Genomic DNA, 19414 nt, shown 5'->3' on the forward strand with positions numbered 1-19414 from the left:
ATAGCTAAGTTCCCTTTCATTAGGGTGGAACTTCTAATTAAAACCTATCCTCATGAAAAAGATTTTTATCCTCATTTTTCTTTGCCTGTCACAAGTAGCTCAATATCCAGGCGCTGCCTTGGCTAAGCCTTTGTATGCTGATCGTAAAGGTGATCAGCATATCAGCGACTTGGTTTTATTGTGCAAAGTATGGGGCATGCTCAAATATCACCATCCGGCGGTAACCAAGGGACAGTATAACTGGGACCAGGAACTAATTAAATTGCTGCCATCGTATGAGGCTGTTAGGAATAAGGTAGAGCGCAATCAGGTGCTACTGAACTTGGTAAAAGCCTTAGGTCGCGTATCTAAAGGAACGCCCTTTCCTGACAGTCTTTTAAGGGATGTTAAAATGAAACCTGACTATACCTGGGTTAGCCAAAAAAGCTTAGGAATGCAACTTGCTGACTTATTAACGCAGGTAAGTCATTATCATGATACCACAGAACAGCATTATCTTAAATATCTGGCAGAAGACAATATTGTGCTTCCATCTTTTGTAAACGAAGAACCCTATGCACAGATGGCTTTACCTGACCCGCAATACCGGCTACTGGCCGTTTACCGCTACTGGAATATCATTGAGTACTGGTACCCTTATAAGTACCTGGCAAAACAAAACTGGAACAAGTGCTTACCCATTTTTATCCAGGATGCACTTGCTGCAAACACTGAGGCAGCTTACGTTCGCTTCATCCAAAAGATGGTTGGAACAATCAAAGACAGCCATGCTACGGTAACTGCTCAAAAGGTAGAAATGCTTAAGGGACGTTGGTTTCTGCCGCTAAGAGTGCAGTTTATCGAAAATCAAGCTGTTGTTACTTCCATAGATGCGAAACTGCCGGCGGCGGCATTGAGAGTAGGAGAAGTGATTAAAGAAGTGGATGGCGTACCGGTCAGCACGTTTGTTCACAGGCAAAGGCCTTACGTTTCCGCCTCTAATGAGGCGGTGGTGCTGCGTGAGGTGGCAAGGTTGCTTGTACGAAGCGATGATTCGGTAAGTCATTTAAAGGTAGCCGCCTTGGATGGCAAAGTGCGCCAGTGTACACTGAGCAATATCCCGTTTGCACGGGCAACGCTGGCACCGGTTTACAATTTCCCTTATCAGCGCGACTCTAGCTGCTTTATGCTGACTAATGGTGTGCTTTATGTAAACCCCGGACGTTTCACAAATAATCAGGTTGCTTGGGTTAAGCAGCATCTGCCGGCGGCCAAGGGCTTAGTGCTGGATGCCCGGCAATACCCCAGAACCGGTGCCGGGGCAGTATTCAATCTATTGCAAAGCTGTTTGCTTTCGGGCAAGGGGCCGATGTGCAAGTTTAGCAGTGCGGTTAAAGGTTTTCCAGGTTTATTCAGGTTTGCTCCCCCGTTTGTCATCGGCGAAACCAATACAAATTACTATCGCGGCAGGGTAATTATCCTGGTAGATGAAAATACGCAAAGTACCAGCGAATTTTTAACGATGGGTTACCAGTTAGCGCCAGGCGCATTGGTGGTGGGTTCTACTACGGCCGGTGCAGACGGCAATGTAACTTACCCATTTCAGTTACCAGGCGGTATAGTAACTAAAATTACCGGCTTAGGCGTATATTATCCAGACGGTAAGGAAACGCAGCAAATTGGAATAGTAGCGAAGGTGAAAGTGACTCCAACTCTAACCGGCTTCCGTGCGGGGAAGGACGAATTACTGGATAAAGCTATACAGATTATATTGACTGAAAAAAGCAATTAAAACTTCCACATCCGAATCATTATCGGATTCTATGACATATGATGTCATCATCATGCTAATTGTAATAGAAGTAGCGCGCCAGCAGGTAAAGCGTTATGCCAATCGGCCATTCCGGCACTACATCACCAGATGGTGCGGCAAGCTGATTCGCTGTATAAATAGAAACAGTTTCTTTATGCAGCTTATGGATACACCCCGTCGTTCAATATGAGTGAAAGGCTGGGTACCGGATAACAGACTGATGTACTTTCAGGCTAATGTGCTCCCAATGCAAGAGCAACTGCCATTTAATAAGTAAATATAGCGCAAAGCGTCAACTAAAAAGCTTCTGTTAAAATAGAAGCTTTTTAGTTGACGCTTAATAGGCATTTCTCGAGCTACTTTATAAAAGATTTGAATAGACTGGGAAATTAGGAAACCTCGTAGTTCAAGTCTTTTTTGGGCTGCTTTGTAAGGAATTAACAAGTGCTGATCCCTTACGAGAGGTTGCTCAGAATAATGGCAGAGGAGTGGAAAAAGTGATGTTTTGCGGCTAGTATTAACAATATACTTCCGTTGATCACTTCATACAACATATCAGTGATGATGATACTCACCGATGATGACACTCGCCGATGGTACATTAAAATATTTTGTATTTACCACTGTATAGTCTCCAGCGGCTAACGAGTTGAAGATATACCCGGAGAAAAAGATTTACCGCCTAAAAGTTACGAAAAGTCTGATATCGAGTCCAGTAGCTTTCTTCCTGAGACAGCCATGCAAGACTTTTCTATTCAAGGCAAGATTAAGTAATGTTGTGCATTAATCGGCTTAGATGAGCCGATGGAAAGTTTCTGCTTTCTTTTGCCTGTGAATAACTCTTATTGGCTTTTTTTTAACTCTGCCAATATAACAGGAAGCGTGTTGATGCCCCAGTGCTCCACATATTTTCCATTTTTGATTCTTACGATGTCAATGACATCGATACTGATCTTTTTACCCGACGGAGCAATTCCCATTAACTCGCCGGTTTGGGTACCGCTTATTGTCTTCCGCGTAGTAACTAAGTCTCCTTCTGCAACCTGCTGATAAATAGTCACTTTTAAATCCGGCATGGCTGGTCTCAAAATATTGTTGAATGTGTTTATCATTCCCGCCGGGCCATTGTCTGCACCAGTTGGAGCAGAGTGATTGATGAAGTGCTCATCCATCAATGTGTTGAAACTGTCTATGTTTCCCTCCTCAATTACTTCTTCATTAAATCGGCGTACAACGGCTTTGTTCTTTTCTGTCTGTGCTTCCATAGGTCTAAGTTTTTATAATATTGTTTTTTTGATAGCAGTTGGAAAGCGTTGCTTTTACTTTTTACTATAGCAATTGATAATCCCATTACTGCCCCGCTTACAATGTGACTGTTGTTTTTTCAACGGTCAAAGGTCACTCGGCAATCGGAAGACTGTTAACGCGGAATTATCAATCTTTAAGTTTAATCCTGTTTCGGGATAGATACTACAACAAGTTCTTATTGGACAAATTTTGAATTAGTTGCAGAATAGTCAAATTGATTGCAGATCAATATTTCACGATAATAAACATGATTTATTACGGCCAACAATTGCTATCTCTTCTTAATACTTTAGTCGTTAGATCTAATTCTCCCGCAGCTTCATCGCTAAATCGCTTCAATGCATCTTTCCTCAAATTCAACAATGCGGTTTGATTGAGCTGCTTAACATAGTCAGCTTCTTCTTTATCTAATTTGCTATGTTTTATAACGTCTTTTGCAAAGTTCCTCACGTCTTTACTTAACAATTTGTCTTCAATGCTCGCTTTTATTGAACCGTCTCCTTTGCAACTATACGCAAACCATAAAGTCATAATAATTGATTTTTGGGCAGCCGGACTTGATGTTTTAAAAACGGAAATCAAAGCATCTACATAAAGTGTGTTTTTTTGTGGCAACAGTATATAGGCCAGTGCTAATCCTTGGTCAACAGTAAAAGCATGCTGTGGAATAAAAAAAGAGAATTTATCATCGTTTAAGATTTTTAAAGCTGCAGCAGTCACGTCCACCCCGTCATTAGCAAGTTGGTTTAACATTCTTGTGTACATTTCGGGATTTAAATCTTCTATATCAGCTTTCACAATGGCTTTGGCGATTAAGTCTTTGTCAATGATGTTATCAGATAAAGAAAGTAAAAAGGCACAACCATCATAGTAAAAATAAGGGTTGTGGCCAGAAGCAATCAATTCAGTTCGTAATTGAGGTAAATACTGCGCCGTATCACTTTTAATCTTATTAAAAAGTTTATCCATCGCCGGAAACTTTGTTTGTTGTTCGGCTTTGGAAAGTTTACTTGGTTTAAAGTTATAAGTATTGTCAATTTCTAATTTAAGTGACTGGCCTAATACAGCAGTATTTATGCAAATCAAAATTAACAATAGCCTGATACACATATCTCGATGTTTAATGATCGTTTGATTTAAATGGAAGTTTTGACGAACGAGTAATCTTAAAAATTAAAAAAACCTCAAAACTTTCGAATTGAGGCTTTTGCCTAAAAGTGACCCCGCTGAGGCTCGAACTCAGGACCCACAGATTAAGAGTCTGTTGCTCTACCAACTGAGCTACGGAGTCGGGTATAGTAGGGAGTAGCTGTTTATTTTAATGGCTACTCCCTGCAAAATGTTTTAAGCTAAGGCGTACATTTCTTCGCGTTGCTTTTGTACGGCGTCGCTTTTAATGTAATCGTCGTAGTTCATCATTTTATCAATCATGCCGGCGGGCGTTAGCTCAATAATGCGGGTGGCCACAGTTTGAGTAAGCTCATGGTCACGCGAGGTGAACAGGATCGTGCCTTTAAAATCTTTCATACCGTTATTAAGCGCCGTGATTGATTCCAGGTCCAGGTGGTTGGTTGGCTCGTCAAACAACAACACATTAGGCTGCTGCAGCATCATCCGGCTAAACATACAACGCATTTTTTCGCCACCCGATAATACGGCACTCTTTTTCAATACCTCTTCGCCCGAAAACAGCATACGGCCTAAAAAGCTGCGGATAAATTGCTCGTCTTTATCGCCTGGGGCATACTGGCGCAGCCAGTCTACCAAATTTAAGTCGTTCCCTTTAAAGTAATCGGCATTGTCCATCGGTATATCAGCTGGGTTAATGGTAACTCCCAATTTAAAGCTGCCGGTATAATCGGTGTCACGACCGGTTAAAATATCGTAAAAAGCGCTGGTAGCTAAACTGTTTTGTGATAGCACAGCAACCTTATCGCCTTTGTTAACCATCAGGTTGATGTTGCTAAACAGCACTTCTCCGTTAAGCGTTTTGCCTAAATTTTCGATCTGTAAAATCTGGTCACCTGCTTCGCGGCTTTGCTGGTTAAACATAATAGCCGGATACTTACGGTTGGATGGCTTAATTTCATCCAGGTTAATTTTATCCAAAGCTTTTTTACGGCTGGTAGCTTGTTTAGATTTAGAAGCATTAGCGCTAAAGCGGCTAATGAATTCCTGCAGCTCCTTAACCTTTTCTTCCAGTTTCTTGTTCTGGTCCGACCGTTGTTTTAAAGCCAACTGGCTCGACTGATACCAGAACGTGTAGTTACCGGTATAAATAGTCATCTTACTAAAGTCAATATCTACCACGTGGGTACATACCGTATCCAAAAAGTGCCTATCGTGCGATACTACCAGTACAATGGCCTCGTAGCCCGCTAAAAAGTCTTCCAGCCAGCTAATAGTATGTATGTCAAGGTCGTTGGTAGGCTCATCCAGTAATAAAATATCGGGTTTACCAAACAGCGCCTGAGCAAGCAATACGCGTACTTTTTGCGTACCATCCAGCTCTTTTAGCAGTTTATAGTGGGTATCTTCTTTAATGCCTAAGTTGCTCAGTAAGGTGGCTGCGTTGCTTTCAGCATTCCAGCCGTCCATTTCTGCAAAAAGGTTTTCCAGCTCACCGGCACGTTCGCCATCAGCATCGGTAAAATCCTCTTTCAGGTAAATGGCATCTTTTTCTTTCATGGTAGCATAAAGTTCTTTATGCCCCATCAATACCGTTTCAATCACCGGAAACTCATCAAACTCATAGTGGTTCTGTTTTAGCACCGCCATACGCTCGCCGGGAGTGAAGCTTACCGAACCAGTTGTAGGGTCAATCTCGCCCGAAAGAATTTTTAAAAATGTAGATTTCCCGGCACCGTTAGCGCCGATAATGCCATAACAATTGCCTTGGGTAAATTTAAGATTTACATCTTCGAATAAGATGCGCTTACCAAAGCGTAAGGATAAATTAGAAACTGTAATCATGCCGTTCCTTTAGAAAATTTATACAAAAATACGTTAAATAAGCCGTAGATGCTTGATTTAACAGCGTATTTATGAATCGAAAAACTAATTTTTTACGCTGTTTTGATGAGAGGTGAATGTTTTTCGATTCGAAAATAATAAGACGAAAAAGGAATTTTTATTAACTTTCAATTTAAAATAAAGTATTGCTGAAAGAAATTAAAAAGTGTTGTTTCAACGACGATTAGCGAACTATTACGTCATAATACACGTTTTAAAAGTACTAAAACGGACAAATTATGATAGCAGTTATTGTTAGTTTAATAGTTGTAAATATCATTGTAGTGTATTACAACAGAGAACAAAAAAAGGTGTATTAATATCTGGTGTAGCAGATTTGGTAACTTACCAGGTCTTCCTGATATAAAATAATACCGGGCCTAATTAATTAAGTCCGGTATTTTATTTTCTTATTGACCCCATTCAGCAGGGTTTCGGCGCCATTGTTGTAAAAGGTCAATGCTTGAGCTGTTAATGTATTGCTTTTCTTCGGCAAACTTAAGCATGGCATTGTAGTTTGATAAAGTAACATAGCGGCACTTAGCTTTCTTGAAATTTTCTTCGGCTATATCAAATCCGTAGCTAAAAATAGCAGCCAAACCAGCCACTTCATATCCTGCGCTTCTTAAAGCTTCAACAGCTTGCAAGCTGCTTTTACCGGTCGAAATCAGATCTTCTACTACCGCTACGCGTTTGCCTGGCATAATTTCACCTTCAATCAGGTTGCCGGTGCCGTGGTCTTTAGGTTTAGCACGTACGTATACAAAGGGTAAACCTAACTCTTGGGCAACCAGCGCACCTTGCGGAATGCCAGCTGTAGCTACCCCGGCAATACAGCTCACCGAGCCGAATTCTTCCTGAATAATCAGGCTTAATTTTTGACGGATGTAGGTACGGATAGATGGATAAGATAGTGTTACGCGATTGTCGCAGTATATAGGCGATTTCCAACCCGAGGCCCATGTAAATGGATTATTGGGTTGTAATTTAATTGCTTTAATTTGCAACAGAAATTCAGCCACCTGCTGTTCAATCTCATTATTATTAAACATGGCACAAAAATACAGAATTTATATCAACCAAAAGGTTATTTTGATTACGGAGTCGGTTCCCAAACATCCCGAAAAATACGAACCGCTTGAGCAGCAATCTTTTGATTTAAAAACTTTATACCCTAAAGTGGTAAATAATAATGACAGGTCTTACTATTATGTGCTGTGTGACAATGCCAAAGCGTTTTTAAAACAAGTAATTAAAAGCGTAACGCTTATTGAAGCGGCTGGTGGACTGGTAAAAAATGGAAAAGGTGATTACTTATTTATATTTAGAAATGGTAAGTGGGATATTCCTAAAGGTAAGCTTGAAAAAGGTGAAAAGCCACGTGCAGGTGCCGTGCGTGAGGTAGAAGAAGAGTGCGGAATTTCGATTGGTGAGTGCGGTAAAAAAATTGTGAATACTTACCACGTGTATACGTTAAAAGGCGAGGTGGTATTGAAGAAGACGCATTGGTATAAAATGAAATATAAAGGTAAGGAGAAGCTTAAGCCGCAAATAGAAGAAGGAATTACCGAAGTGCGCTGGTTAAATAAAAGGGAAATTAATATGGTAACCGATAATACATTCCCCTCTATTATGGACGTTTTGCTGAAACGTGATTTGCTTGAAGATATTCCAGCGCCTCTTTCGGAATAAACTGACTCACATCGCCATTGTGCCGTAACACTTCGCGCACAATGGTTGAACTAATGGAGGAGTATCCTGGTTTACTTACAATAAAAATACTCTCAATGTCGGGCGCCAGGGCATGGTTCATCTGCGCTATGGCTTTTTCATATTCAAAATCCGACACAGTACGTATACCCCGTATCATGTAATTAGCATTGATGCTTTTACAGAAATCTACCGTTAGACCTTCGTAAGCAATAATATGTATTTTGGGCTCCGACTCAAATACCGCCCTTAGCATTTGCTGGCGCTGTTCAATACTCAAAAAACTTTGTTTGGAGCTATTTACACCGATGCCTATGTAAAGCTTGTCGAACAAAGTTACCGAGCGTTTTACAATATCCACGTGGGCTTTGGTAATAGGATCAAAAGAGCCGGGGAACAGGGCAATTTTCATAGATGGCGCAATAGCTTTATACAAAGGTATATTTTTGCAACATATTTGTCTTTAATAATTGTGCCTGCATCGTTGTGCCACTCGGTAAATTATCGTGACAATAATTGCATTTAATTATAAATCAATTTTTGCGCATACCTGTTAAAGGTAAACACTTACCGAAAACTTATGGCTATTATCGGCGAACTCATCAAATCTGCAATTGACTTTACTGATAAATTTGTTAAAAACCCCGAACCTGTATCAGCTCAGCAACAGGTTTTAAACCAGTTACTTACTGAGGCCCAAAATACAGCGTTTGGCAGGCATTATCAATTTGAGCGTATTTTAAACAGCACCAATATGGCCAAGGCATTTGCTGAGGCGGTGCCTGTATTTGATTATGATAGCTTGGCCAGGCAATGGTGGCAGCGGGTAGTTGATGGAGAAAATGACGTAACCTGGCCCGGCGAAACGCATTACCTGGCCTTAAGCAGCGGCACTACCAGCCATAGTAAAACCATACCTGTTACTAACGATATGCTGACCGCTATCCGCCGGTCGGGTATGCAACAGGTGGCTGCGCTGGCCAATTTTGATTTGCCTGCCGAGTTTTTTGAAAAACAGATATTGATGCTGGGCAGCAGCACAAATCTCAAAGATATTAAAGGCCACTTGGCCGGCGAAATTAGCGGTATAAGTGCCAGTAACATCCCATTTTGGTTTAAAGGCTACTACAAACCCGGAAAAGATATTGCCAGTATTAGTGATTTTGACGAGAAAGTTAAAGAGATAGCACGGCAGGCGCCTAATTGGGACATCGGTAGCTTATCGGGCATACCGGCTTGGATAGAGCTCATGCTAAAAGAAATCATCAAACAGCATAACCTCAAAAACATTCATGAGCTGTGGCCTAACCTGGCGGTGTATACCACGGGTGGCGTAGCGTTTGATCCGTATCGCCGTAGCTTTGAAAAACTGCTGGCTCACCCGCTCGTTTACATTGATACCTACCTGGCTTCAGAGGGTTTTTTGGCTATGCAAAAACGGCCGGATACTTCGGCCATGGCCTTAGTGGTAGATAATGGAATTTATTTCGAATTTGTGTCCTTTGAGGAAAAAAATATCACTTCTGAAGGCGGTATAGTTTCTGACGCTGAAATCGTCACGCTGGCCGATGTTGAAGAAGGAAAAGAATATGTACTGTTGATCTCCACCGTATCAGGTGCCTGGCGTTATGTAATTGGCGATACAGTTACTTTTACCGATGTAAGCCGGTGCGAAATTAAAATTACGGGCCGTACCAAACAGTTTTTAAACGTAGCAGGTTCCCAGCTTTCGGTACTGCAAATGAATAAGGCTATCGAAGTGATGGCAGAAAAATATAATGCAGCCATGCAGGAGTTTATTGTAGCTACCATACACCGCGGGGATGAACTGATAGATCGCTGGTATATCAGCACCGATCAGGAATTAGACAACAGTGCGCTGGCCAAAGACATAGACCAGCATTTAAAAGACAATAACAAAAACTATGCAGTGGCACGCACACGGGCATTAAAAGACGTAGAAGTGCATACCTTGCCGGTAGAGGTGTTTCACCAATGGAGCGAAGAAAATAAAAAACTGGGTGGGCAGGTAAAAATACCCCGGGTAATGAAAGAAGAACAGTTTTTAGAATGGGAAGCCTTCGTTAAAGCGCATCAGCATTAATGCTGATGCGGGTGCTTCATTCTTTCTACCAAATCAACAATCTGCTGCGGAGAGGGATATAGCCGGCGTATACGTGCTTTGTATTCGGGCGGAATATCAGAATTATGAAGGATGAAATTTTTCGTTTTAATAATGTAATCACCCAGGCCATGGTTTACCGCATAAGTGTCGGCATTTTGCTCGGCCTGCATCAAAAACTTATCCGAGCATACATATTTTAGCCCAAATAAGGCCATGTTAGCATTGCCTCGGGTGGTGTAATCTTTTATATGGCCTAATTCATGCCCAAACCAGCCAATCAATATGTCTTGCGGTACGTTTTGTATAGGCATAGAGTTGTGTGTAGTGGCAAACCGTGGGTTAATTTTGACTACGTAACTGCGGTTTTGCTGCCCCCTGAAAAAGCTCGATATCACCGGTTGCGAAAGCATGATGGATTTGCTGGTGTGTGGGTCGAGTACAAAATCAATCGCTGTGTTTTTTAAATCGGGATAGTGGCTCAGCGCAGCTTTAATTTCTTTCTCAACCACTACCGGTATAGTTTTATGCTGGTAGAGTACGTTTAGCGGGTTCATGCCGGCTATGGCAGCCGGTTTCGGTGAAAAATAAACCAATGCACTAACAAAGGCGGTAACCAGTACAATAATTGCTGCAATAATAAACCAGTATTTCCTGAGCATAATCTGATAACGCATTTGTGCTTTAATAGTTAATTAAAACAAATTTTATTCTCAATTTCGGCGCTGTTGGTTAAACTATATAACTGCGGTAATGGCAATATTATTTTACGCACATGGAGCTACGCACGTATGATGGCAAAAATTTCGAAAAGGTTGACTACACAGAAAAGGCAGCTACCAGCCGCGAGTTTCACGACTGTACCTTTATCCAGTGCAACTTTTCGGGCAGCAATTTCTCCGGCAGTAAATTTATCGACTGCACCTTTACAAGCTGTAACCTATCGCTCGTTAAGTTTGACCAGGCTACGCTAAGGAACGTCACTTTTAAAGATTGCAAAATATTAGGCGTAAATTTTCACGAGTGCAGTGCCTTTTTATTCAGTGTTTCTTTCGAGGGTTGCATGCTCGATTTTGCCTCGTTTGCAGGGCGCAAAATGGCCAAAACCAGTTTTATTAAATGCTCGCTTAAAGAAACCAGCTTTATGCAGGCTATTTTAACCGGCTCCAAATTTGATCAATGCAATTTATTGGGCACAATATTTAACCGGACGGACCTAAGCAACTGTAATTTCGTCACTGCCTATAACTACCAGATAGACCCCGAAATAAACAAACTCAACAAAGCTTCCTTTGCCGAGCATGGCTTAGCCGGGCTGTTGTTCAAGTACGGTATAAAGGTGGTATAACAGGTATAAAGCTATTCTGCCGAAGGTTGGTCTGCATCCTCGTCAGGCATATTAAAAAACGAAAACGATGAGTGCCCGTATCGCCGTTGCTCTGTAAAATTCGGATGATTGCTCAGGTTTTGGTTAGACTGATGTTCTACTATCAGTAAGCCGCCCGGTAACAGTAAATTTTTGCCGAATATGATTTTGGGTAACTCGGGTATACGGTTCAGATCGTAAGGCGGGTCGGCAAATATCAGGTCGTACTGCTCGGTTTCCAGCTCCAGGTATTTAAATACATCGGCCTTAAAAGTGCTGATTTGGGTAAGTCCGTGTTGGCGGGCGCAGTCTTTAACGTAATTGATGCAATGTATACTTCGGTCAATAGCGGTTACACTTTCAGCATAACGTGATGCAAACTCCAAAGCCAAGTTACCGGTGCCGCTAAAAAGATCTAAAACCTTGATGCCTTCTAACTCCACCTGGTTTTGCAATATGTTGAACAACGCTTCTTTAGCCAGGTCGGTTGTGGGCCGTACCGGTAGGTTTTTGGGCGGATTAAGCCGCAAGCCCTTTAAACGTCCGCCAATGATGCGCATAGCGATAGTGCGGTTAAGGCCAGTAGTTGGTGTTGAGGTAAGTGTTCCGGCAGGGTAGCCACGGCTAGGGTGTTCAAACTCACAGCGCCAAAAATATCCTGCAGCAAATGCTGGTAGCGTTCATCGCCGGCTGCAATATCACCGCTTAGTTTAACGGTAAGAGTCCGTAAATCGAGTTTTAGTTGCTGGCAAACAAACACGGCGTAGTAAGCAAGTTCGTCTTGGTGCGTAAATTCAAACGTGTTGAATAGATTTAACCTGCCTTTATCAAAGTGTGCAATTTCTATCCGGTCGTCGTTTACGTTAAGATATAATTCATCAGCCGATGGTTGATTGGCTTCAACCGCCTGTATCCAACCCGATGGGCCAAATACGGCCTGCGTTACGTCAAAACTTTTTATAGCTTGTATTAAGGTTTCAGGTGCCTTAAAAATAACCTGATTGAAGGCGTCCAGCGGTTGCGCATAAACGGTATCGGTAGGTGCTACGTCCAGGTAACGCGCTATATCTTTTACCTGGCTTTCATTAAATACACTTTGCGCCACCAACGTAAAATAGGAAGAGCTGATTCCCGTTATTACTTCATGGTATTTAAAGTTTAACACTTCCTGTACTTCGCCTGCCTGGGTAAGCTCTGCCAGCGGAGCAGGTTTGCGCCAAACCATTAATTTGTTGTGATGCATAACCGCCAGCGAAAACTTCTTATCGCCAACCCAAAGTAAAAGCTTATAGCTGTTTACCTCCAGGTGATTAAAAGCGGGGTCAATATAGTGGTATAGCAAATCGTTCATGAGCAACTATGCAAATCTAACTATTTTTTTATTTTTTTGTTAAGGCCATAAGCCCGGTTTACATCATGCCTGCACAAGAGCAAATAAGCAAATCATTTCAGCACCAGCCCACCGGCCAGCAATTTGAGCTGTTTGGGCGCATACATACTTTTTTAAACACCAATAATGGGTACGAGTGCTTTTTATTAAGGGGGTATGCAGGTACCGGTAAAACTACCGTTTTAAGCGCCTTGGTTAAAGCTTTAAGGTCGTACGGGCAAAAGGCGGTTTTACTTGCGCCAACAGGGCGGGCTGCCAAGGTTATTACCGGCTATTCCGGGCGTAAGGCATTTACTATCCACAAGCGCATTTACCGCCGCAAGTCGGCCGTGAGTATGGATGATTCATTTACGCTGGCTACCAATAATGCCGAAAATACGCTGTTCATTGTTGATGAGGCCTCCATGATATCTGACGAAGCCAACCCGGGTAACCGCGAAACCTTGCTAAAAGATTTGATTGATTACGTTTACAACTTTAAAAATTGTAAGCTGATGCTGGTGGGTGATACTGCTCAGTTGCCCCCCGTAGGCTCGGCCATTAGTCCGGCTTTAGACGCAAAAATATTGCAGGAGTACTTCGGGTTACAAGTGTTTAGTTTTGAGCTTACGGATGTATTGCGACAGCAAAAAAACTCAGGGATATTGTACAATGTAACTTCGGTGCGGGATATTATCCGTCGCGAAGAAGAGGCGTACCCTCAAATAGTGACCAAGGGTTATAAGGATGTTTACCGCATGAGCGGCGAGCGGCTTGAAGAAGGCCTAAACTATGCTTACAGCAAATACGGGTTTGATAGTACGCTTGTTATTTGCAGGTCGAATAAAAATGCCAACATGTACAACCAGCAGATCCGTAACCGCATACTCATGCGCGAGGAGGAGCTGACCGGCGGCGACCAGATTATGATAGTGCGTAACAATTACTTTTGGTTGCAGGAGCACGAAGAGGACAGCACGGGTTTTATTGCCAATGGCGATATTGCCCGCATTAAGAAAGTGCGGCGCACCGAAGAAATGTACGGTTTCAGGTTTGCAGATGTGCAATTGGAATTTATTGATTATGCTGAAGATCCGGTCATTGAATGTAAGGTGTTGCTGGAAGCTTTGTATTCCGATTCGCCATCGTTACCATCTGACGACCAAAAGCGCCTTTACCTCGAGGTGATGAAAGATTATGAGCACATTCCTAACCGCCGCGAAAAACTAAAGGAACTGAAGCTTAACCCTTATTATAACGCGCTGCAAATTAAATTTGCTTATGCCGTAACTTGCCACAAAGCCCAGGGCGGACAGTGGGAGGCCGTGTTTGTTGACCAAGGGTATTTGACAGATGAGATGGTGAATACCGATTTTTTACGCTGGTTTTATACCGCCTGCACCCGTGCAACTACAGAGTTGTTTTTGGTAAATTTTAATGATAAATTTTACCTGGCGCCTGCCGAGTAAAAACAAAAAAGCATCAATATAAAAGCGTTCTCAGAAAGATTTTATATTGATGCTTTGTGCTGATGCAAATCTATAAAATGCACCATGCAATCAATAATGAGGATCTTTTAGGTTCACAAATACTGATACAGCTAAGTACACTAAACTGAACGCAGAGGAAACTGTAGTAACTATTGTTTTCATATTGCTTTTAAGTTTATAATTATGTAATTGTATAGCAATATAAGCTCAATTTTATGGCTTAGTTTAACGTTAAAATATTTTTATGAAATTTTTATCGACTGGTGCTAAAATGCCCTCAGCGTTATAAATAAGCACTATTTGCTTTGCTAATTATAAAATATTGGCTTTAATTACCTATCAATTTCAAAAATAGCTTTTGGTAGTATTTTCGCCAAAGTAAAACATTTTTGCACTAAAAAGCGCGTGAAATCAATAGAAAAGGCTTTTTTGGTAGTTTGTTGTTATGCAGAGGGCATTGCTCGGTTAAATATTCTGTGTAAATAATGAAGCCATTGCATGAATTTGTTTGTGCCTGATTAATCATGATTTCCGCACCTTTCTTGCCATAGCTAATTGGTAAACGCAACTACATCTCTAAAACTTGATTATATGAAAACTGTACTTCATGAGTAAGCGTTATCTGCAAAACGGCTATAAACGCAATTATTGAGTCATCTGCAGTTAGGATGGCTTAGCACGAATCCGCTATTGGAGAACTGAAAAAAGGGCATGTAATTTTAGAATCGAAAGACAAAATGTCGTTAAGAATTATCTAAAGCTGACTTTTTAACATTTGTGTAGCCGTGGCAAGTAGTTTGAACACCATAGTATACCATGAATTTTAACAACTTTACCATCAAAGCCCAGGAAGCTGTACAGAAAGCTTCCGAAATAGCAACCGGTAATCAGCAGCAAGCCATCGAAAATGCGCACCTGCTGAAAGGATTGTTACTGGTTGATGAAAACGTAATCAGCTATTTATTAAAAAAGCTGAACGTAAATATGAGTCGCTTAAACGATACTTTAGATAAGCAAATTGAGTCTTTTCCTAAAGTGAGTGGCAGCAACGTTTATTTATCATCTAACGCCAACACTGCGTTGCAAAAAGCGCAGAGTTACTTGAAAGAATTTAAAGACGAGTTTGTATCGGTTGAGCATATTTTGTTAGGCATTTTAGCCGTAAGTGATAAAACTAGCAGCGCCCTTAAAGATTATGGCGTTACCGAAAAAGATTTAAAAACTGCCATTGTTGCCCTGCGCGGCGATAGTAAGGTAACCGACCAAAATGCTGAGGCTACTTACAATGCTCTGAATAAATATGCCCGAAACCTAAACGAGTATGCCGAATCCGGCAAACTCGACCCGGTGATAGGGCGCGACGAAGAAATACGGCGTGTGATACAGATCCTGTCACGCCGCACCAAAAATAACCCGGTGCTGGTAGGCGAGCCGGGGGTGGGTAAAACTGCCATTGCCGAGGGTATCGCTTTCCGGATTATCAAAGGCGATGCGCCAGAAAATCTGAAAACTAAAACCGTATACTCATTAGATATGGGTGCCCTGGTAGCAGGTGCCAAATATAAAGGTGAATTTGAAGAGCGCCTTAAAGCGGTAATAAACGAGGTTATTAAAAGCGACGGCGAGATTATTTTATTTATTGACGAGATACATACCCTGGTAGGTGCCGGTGGGGGCGAAGGTGCCATGGACGCTGCCAATATTTTGAAGCCTGCCTTGGCTCGTGGAGAGCTGCGTGCCATTGGTGCTACTACCTTAAATGAGTACCAAAAGTATATTGAAAAAGACAAAGCTTTAGAGCGCCGTTTTCAGCGGGTAATGGTAGAAGAGCCGGATGCTGCCGATGCTATATCTATTTTACGTGGGTTGAAAGAACGTTACGAGGCTCACCATAAAGTGCGTATCAAAGACGAGGCTATTATTGCTTCGGTAGAAATGTCGCAACGTTATATTGCCGACCGCTTTTTGCCGGATAAAGCCATTGACCTGATGGACGAGGCTGCTTCTAAACTGCGTTTAGAAATGAATTCGGTGCCTGAGGCGGTTGATGAACTGGAGCGCCGTATTATGCAGCTGGAAATTGAGCGCGAAGCCATCAAGCGCGAGAATGACGATCATAAAGTAAAATCGCTGAGCGAAGAAATCGCTAATCTCTCGGCCGAACGTGACTCGCTGCGAGCCAAATGGCAGAGCGAAAAAGATTTGGTAGATGGGATCAACTTAAAAATTGAAGCCATTGAAGCCTACAAACTGGAAGCTGAACAGGCAGAACGTGCCGGTGATTACGGTAAGGTAGCCGAACTGCGTTACGGCCGTATCCGCGAAGCGCAGGAGGAAGTTGAAAAACTGAAGGATGCCTTGAAAGAGAACCAAACCGACAGCCGTATGCTGAAAGAAGAGGTTACCGCCGACGATATTGCAGGGGTAGTATCCCGGTGGACTGGTGTTCCAGTATCTAAAATGATTCAGAGCGAACGCGAAAAGCTGCTGAACCTTGAAGACGAACTTCACAAACGTGTGGCTGGTCAGGAAGAGGCTATTGAAGCCATTAGTGATGCCATACGCCGCAGTCGTGCCGGTTTGCAGGATAAGCGCCGCCCAATCGGTTCGTTCATCTTTTTAGGTACTACTGGTGTGGGTAAAACAGAATTAGCCAAAGCACTGGCCGAGTTTTTATTCAACGATGAGCAAAGCATGGTGCGTATTGATATGTCGGAGTACCAGGAACGCCATGCGGTGAGCCGCCTGATTGGTGCGCCTCCGGGCTACGTAGGTTACGATGAAGGCGGGCAATTAACAGAGGCCGTGCGCCGTAAGCCTTACAGTGTAATTCTGCTTGATGAGATTGAAAAAGCGCATCCGGATGTATTTAACATATTGTTGCAGGTGCTGGACGATGGCCGCCTTACCGATAATAAAGGCCGTGTGGTTAACTTCAAAAATACCATCGTAATTATGACCTCTAACATTGGTTCGCACATCATTCAGGAGAACTTCCAGAAGTATGACGAGATGGACAAAGAGGAAGTAATGGCTAAAACTAAAAGCCAGTTGTTTGAGTTGTTGCAGAAAACCATTCGTCCGGAGTTTTTAAACCGTATTGATGAAATCATCATGTTTACGCCGCTGGGCCGCGACGAGATAGGTGAGATTGTAAAACTGCAGTTTAAAGGCTTGCAGCAAACCCTGGCCGAAATGGGCATACAGATGGAGGCTACCGATGAGGCACTTGACTGGCTGGCCCAGTTAGGGTACGACCCGCAGTATGGTGCCCGTCCGTTAAAGAGGGTCATTCAGAAAAAAATCCTGAATGAGCTTTCAAAGCAGATACTGGCCGGTAAGGTAGATAAAGACAGCAAAATTAAGCTGGATACCTTTGATAACCAGTTTGTGTTTTTGAACGAGTAAATCTTTGTCCTCCAATTAGGGAGTCCATATATATCCACGGGGAAGTTATCAGCAGGTAGCTTCCCCGTTTTATTTGGTAATAGTGAGTGTTAATGAATTACCCGACAGATTGTTAATATTATTTGGACTATTTCCAAATAGTGTTAAATTTGCTTCACAATGAATGGAATTGCCGTGGCTGCCGAAGCAGCAGAAGTATTTAGCACGCATAAAGGCACTGTGTATCAAAGCGATCGGCAGCGTTGTTGGTACATCAATTTTGCCGATAAGCTGGTGCGTTTTGATTATCGTGGATTGTTAAAATTAAAACAATCCATTTATCGTATGGATATTGAACTACTGTTGTTAGATAGTAGCCGCTCGCCAGAGATTGAGATGGTTTTTATCTGTGCCTGTAACCATTGCTACTTTTTAAACCTGTCGCAGATTATCGCCTTAAAAGAGTTACTCGAAGGCACATTTGCTATGTTTGAACTCAATCAGATTATGCACGACCGCCTTTACAGGTTAGCGATTTAAGAAATATAAAATGCATAAAAAAAGCCGGTATCTGTTTTTCAGACACCGGCTTTTTAGTTAATGCGAAATCTGTAATTATTCTCCGGCGGTTTCGCTGTCGTATTTAATTTTGTTAACGTGCTTGTCGATTTCCCAGCGGCCGGTGCCTTCTTCGCCAATAACTTCAAACAGCTCCAGCGCACGACGTGCTTTGTATTCTTCTTCGCGTTGTTCTTTCATAAACCAGTTCAGAAACTCGAAGGTTACAAAGTCCTGCTCTTTTAAGCAGTTGGCTGCAATATTCTTGAAAGATTGGGTGATGGCTACTTCCTGCTCTAAAGCATCTTCAAATACCTCGCGGAAAGAGGCGTAGTCTTGTTTAATATTGTTTACATCCGGCGACAGCGCCGTGCCGCCCATATCTAACACATACTTAAATAATTTTAATTGGTGTACTCGCTCTTCTTCCGACTGTTTAAAAAAGTAATCAGACGAATAATCAAAGCCATTTTGATTACACCAGGAAGCCATGGCCAAGTACATGGCCGATGAATGAGCTTCTTTTTTTATCTGTTGATTTAAAAGCGTTTCCACATCTGCCGATAGCAAACACTTTATGCGCATAATGTCTTTCATGTTATTTTTGTATTACCGTTACGTGATATAGTACAATAATAGTGCAAGAAAGTTGTATTTGTTACCCGTAGTGTTAATATGAAATAAATCTAATTAAGGATATAATATTGTTAATCAGGTTGTTGCTTTCGGATGCTGCCTGTTGTAACCCTATTTTATGAGGCATGAGTAAGCAATCAGAATTTTTAACGCTTGATTATTTAAAATCTGGTACAAAAAAGCAGCAGCAGGTGTTTGAGCTGCTTACTGAAAATAGACTATTCCAAGTTTTAGCAGCTCACCATCCGGTATTAGCCGGCACCGTACCGTTAAATGTTGATATTGAAGGCAGTGATTTAGATGTGATTTGCCAGTTTGATGATAAGCATCAGTTTAAAGAGCTACTGCTCATGCAGTTTGCAGACTATCTAGAGTTTAGAATATCACAACCGTTGGTACTCGGCATAGAGACGGTAATTGCTAATTTTTTTATAGAAAACTGGGAAGTCGAAATATTTGGTCAGGCTGTACCTGTAATCAAGCAAGCTGCTTACCGTCATTTGTTGGCAGAGCATAACTTGTTGCAACAACACGGCGACGTCCTCAGGCAACAAGTGAAAGCGTTAAAAATGATGGGATTTAAAACTGAGCCGGCATTTGCCCGGGCGCTTAATCTACCTGGCGACCCTTACGAGGCCTTATTTGCTTTTGAAAATGAGTAATG

At 42.1% G+C, this 19414-nt stretch carries 17 protein-coding genes and 1 tRNA gene; 8 read left to right on the forward strand and 10 right to left on the reverse strand.

Translation table 11 applies throughout. The annotated features are described in order from the left end of the window. Positions 1-52 precede the first annotated feature (52 nt). Positions 53-1771 (forward strand): S41 family peptidase, encoded by a 1719-nt coding sequence (locus AAGR14_RS04725; protein WP_342647449.1) that lies wholly within the window; start codon positions 53-55, stop codon positions 1769-1771. Positions 1772-2634: 863 nt separating this feature from the next. Here AAGR14_RS04725 and AAGR14_RS04730 read toward each other — a convergent pair. The 5 genes from AAGR14_RS04730 to pyrE all read right to left on the reverse strand — a co-directional run bounded on the left by AAGR14_RS04730 (position 2635) and on the right by pyrE (position 7164). Beyond that, positions 2635-3057 (reverse strand): ester cyclase, encoded by a 423-nt coding sequence (locus AAGR14_RS04730; RefSeq protein ID WP_342647450.1) that lies wholly within the window; start codon positions 3055-3057, stop codon positions 2635-2637. 298 nt (positions 3058-3355) lie between these two features. Next, the gene (locus AAGR14_RS04735; protein ID WP_342647451.1) at positions 3356-4210 is read right to left on the reverse strand and encodes a hypothetical protein; all 855 of its coding nucleotides are present in this window, start codon (positions 4208-4210) and stop codon (positions 3356-3358) included. A 108-nt stretch (positions 4211-4318) separates the two neighbouring features. Continuing rightward, positions 4319-4391: transfer RNA gene (locus tag AAGR14_RS04740), tRNA-Lys, on the reverse strand. 53 nt (positions 4392-4444) lie between these two features. Further along, positions 4445-6073 (reverse strand): ATP-binding cassette domain-containing protein, encoded by a 1629-nt coding sequence (locus AAGR14_RS04745; RefSeq protein ID WP_342647452.1) that lies wholly within the window; start codon positions 6071-6073, stop codon positions 4445-4447. Between the two features lie 449 nt (positions 6074-6522). Then, positions 6523-7164 carry an orotate phosphoribosyltransferase gene (pyrE, locus tag AAGR14_RS04750; RefSeq protein WP_342647453.1) on the reverse strand — a complete coding sequence of 214 codons (642 nt, stop codon included), beginning with the start codon at positions 7162-7164 and terminating at the stop codon, positions 6523-6525. Between pyrE and AAGR14_RS04755 the strand changes: the two genes are divergently transcribed. Further along, the gene (locus AAGR14_RS04755; protein WP_342647454.1) at positions 7163-7804 is read left to right on the forward strand and encodes an NUDIX domain-containing protein; all 642 of its coding nucleotides are present in this window, start codon (positions 7163-7165) and stop codon (positions 7802-7804) included. The genes pyrE and AAGR14_RS04755 overlap by 2 nt on opposite strands. Here the strand turns inward: AAGR14_RS04755 and coaD are convergent. Next, positions 7743-8234, reverse strand: coding sequence for a pantetheine-phosphate adenylyltransferase (gene coaD, locus AAGR14_RS04760; RefSeq protein WP_342647455.1), 492 nt, complete (start codon positions 8232-8234; stop codon positions 7743-7745). The genes AAGR14_RS04755 and coaD overlap by 62 nt on opposite strands. Positions 8235-8402: 168 nt before the next feature. On the opposite strand from coaD, the gene AAGR14_RS04765 reads away from it, so the two are divergent. Then, positions 8403-9926 carry a GH3 auxin-responsive promoter family protein gene (locus AAGR14_RS04765; RefSeq protein ID WP_342647456.1) on the forward strand — a complete coding sequence of 508 codons (1524 nt, stop codon included), beginning with the start codon at positions 8403-8405 and terminating at the stop codon, positions 9924-9926. Here the strand turns inward: AAGR14_RS04765 and AAGR14_RS04770 are convergent. Further along, positions 9923-10606 (reverse strand): hypothetical protein, encoded by a 684-nt coding sequence (locus AAGR14_RS04770; protein WP_342647457.1) that lies wholly within the window; start codon positions 10604-10606, stop codon positions 9923-9925. The genes AAGR14_RS04765 and AAGR14_RS04770 overlap by 4 nt on opposite strands. A 113-nt stretch (positions 10607-10719) precedes the next feature. Here AAGR14_RS04770 and AAGR14_RS04775 point away from each other — a divergent pair, with 113 nt between their 5' ends. Next, complete coding sequence (locus AAGR14_RS04775) at positions 10720-11292, forward strand: pentapeptide repeat-containing protein (protein WP_342647458.1); 573 nt, start codon at positions 10720-10722, stop codon at positions 11290-11292. A gap of 11 nt (positions 11293-11303) precedes the next feature. On the opposite strand, the gene rsmD is transcribed toward AAGR14_RS04775, so the two are convergent. Next, complete coding sequence (rsmD, locus tag AAGR14_RS04780; RefSeq protein WP_342647459.1) at positions 11304-11870, reverse strand: 16S rRNA (guanine(966)-N(2))-methyltransferase RsmD; 567 nt, start codon at positions 11868-11870, stop codon at positions 11304-11306. Beyond that, positions 11846-12661 carry a DUF3822 family protein gene (locus AAGR14_RS04785; protein ID WP_342647460.1) on the reverse strand — a complete coding sequence of 272 codons (816 nt, stop codon included), beginning with the start codon at positions 12659-12661 and terminating at the stop codon, positions 11846-11848. The genes rsmD and AAGR14_RS04785 overlap by 25 nt, the downstream gene beginning before the upstream one ends. 65 nt (positions 12662-12726) lie before the next feature. Here AAGR14_RS04785 and AAGR14_RS04790 point away from each other — a divergent pair, with 65 nt between their 5' ends. The 3 genes from AAGR14_RS04790 to AAGR14_RS04800 all read left to right on the forward strand — a co-directional run bounded on the left by AAGR14_RS04790 (position 12727) and on the right by AAGR14_RS04800 (position 18096). Further along, positions 12727-14148, forward strand: a complete 1422-nt coding sequence (locus tag AAGR14_RS04790) for an AAA family ATPase (RefSeq protein WP_342647461.1) — start codon at positions 12727-12729, stop codon at positions 14146-14148. Positions 14149-14985: 837 nt separating this feature from the next. Beyond that, the gene (clpB, locus tag AAGR14_RS04795) at positions 14986-17577 is read left to right on the forward strand and encodes an ATP-dependent chaperone ClpB (RefSeq protein WP_342647462.1); all 2592 of its coding nucleotides are present in this window, start codon (positions 14986-14988) and stop codon (positions 17575-17577) included. A gap of 159 nt (positions 17578-17736) precedes the next feature. Then, a complete protein-coding gene (locus AAGR14_RS04800) occupies positions 17737-18096 on the forward strand; it encodes a hypothetical protein (protein WP_342647463.1) in 360 nt (119 codons plus the stop codon). A gap of 75 nt (positions 18097-18171) precedes the next feature. Here the strand turns inward: AAGR14_RS04800 and AAGR14_RS04805 are convergent, their stop codons facing one another. Continuing rightward, positions 18172-18711 (reverse strand): ferritin, encoded by a 540-nt coding sequence (locus AAGR14_RS04805; RefSeq protein ID WP_342647464.1) that lies wholly within the window; start codon positions 18709-18711, stop codon positions 18172-18174. 164 nt (positions 18712-18875) lie between these two features. Between AAGR14_RS04805 and AAGR14_RS04810 the strand changes: the two genes are divergently transcribed. After that, a complete protein-coding gene (locus AAGR14_RS04810; protein ID WP_342647465.1) occupies positions 18876-19412 on the forward strand; it encodes a DUF4269 domain-containing protein in 537 nt (178 codons plus the stop codon). The last annotated feature ends 2 nt before the right edge of the window (positions 19413-19414 follow it).

The organism is Mucilaginibacter sp. CSA2-8R, assembly GCF_038806765.1.
Lineage (GTDB): Bacteria > Bacteroidota > Bacteroidia > Sphingobacteriales > Sphingobacteriaceae > Mucilaginibacter.

Excerpts from the sequence above, each read along its gene's own strand:
- AAGR14_RS04725 (WP_342647449.1), top strand. The coding sequence starts at position 53 with ATGAAAAAGATTTTTATCCTCATTTTTCTTTGCCTGTCACAAGTAGCT.
- AAGR14_RS04730 (WP_342647450.1), bottom strand. The coding sequence starts at position 3,057 with ATGGAAGCACAGACAGAAAAGAACAAAGCCGTTGTACGCCGATTTAAT.
- AAGR14_RS04735 (WP_342647451.1), bottom strand. The coding sequence starts at position 4,210 with ATGTGTATCAGGCTATTGTTAATTTTGATTTGCATAAATACTGCTGTA.
- AAGR14_RS04745 (WP_342647452.1), bottom strand. The coding sequence starts at position 6,073 with ATGATTACAGTTTCTAATTTATCCTTACGCTTTGGTAAGCGCATCTTA.
- AAGR14_RS04755 (WP_342647454.1), top strand. The coding sequence starts at position 7,163 with ATGGCACAAAAATACAGAATTTATATCAACCAAAAGGTTATTTTGATT.
- pyrE (WP_342647453.1), bottom strand. The coding sequence starts at position 7,164 with ATGTTTAATAATAATGAGATTGAACAGCAGGTGGCTGAATTTCTGTTG.
- coaD (WP_342647455.1), bottom strand. The coding sequence starts at position 8,234 with ATGAAAATTGCCCTGTTCCCCGGCTCTTTTGATCCTATTACCAAAGCC.
- AAGR14_RS04765 (WP_342647456.1), top strand. The coding sequence starts at position 8,403 with ATGGCTATTATCGGCGAACTCATCAAATCTGCAATTGACTTTACTGAT.
- AAGR14_RS04770 (WP_342647457.1), bottom strand. The coding sequence starts at position 10,606 with ATGCTCAGGAAATACTGGTTTATTATTGCAGCAATTATTGTACTGGTT.
- AAGR14_RS04775 (WP_342647458.1), top strand. The coding sequence starts at position 10,720 with ATGGAGCTACGCACGTATGATGGCAAAAATTTCGAAAAGGTTGACTAC.
- rsmD (WP_342647459.1), bottom strand. The coding sequence starts at position 11,870 with ATGCGCATCATTGGCGGACGTTTAAAGGGCTTGCGGCTTAATCCGCCC.
- AAGR14_RS04785 (WP_342647460.1), bottom strand. The coding sequence starts at position 12,661 with ATGAACGATTTGCTATACCACTATATTGACCCCGCTTTTAATCACCTG.
- AAGR14_RS04790 (WP_342647461.1), top strand. The coding sequence starts at position 12,727 with ATGCCTGCACAAGAGCAAATAAGCAAATCATTTCAGCACCAGCCCACC.
- clpB (WP_342647462.1), top strand. The coding sequence starts at position 14,986 with ATGAATTTTAACAACTTTACCATCAAAGCCCAGGAAGCTGTACAGAAA.
- AAGR14_RS04800 (WP_342647463.1), top strand. The coding sequence starts at position 17,737 with ATGAATGGAATTGCCGTGGCTGCCGAAGCAGCAGAAGTATTTAGCACG.
- AAGR14_RS04805 (WP_342647464.1), bottom strand. The coding sequence starts at position 18,711 with ATGAAAGACATTATGCGCATAAAGTGTTTGCTATCGGCAGATGTGGAA.
- AAGR14_RS04810 (WP_342647465.1), top strand. The coding sequence starts at position 18,876 with ATGAGTAAGCAATCAGAATTTTTAACGCTTGATTATTTAAAATCTGGT.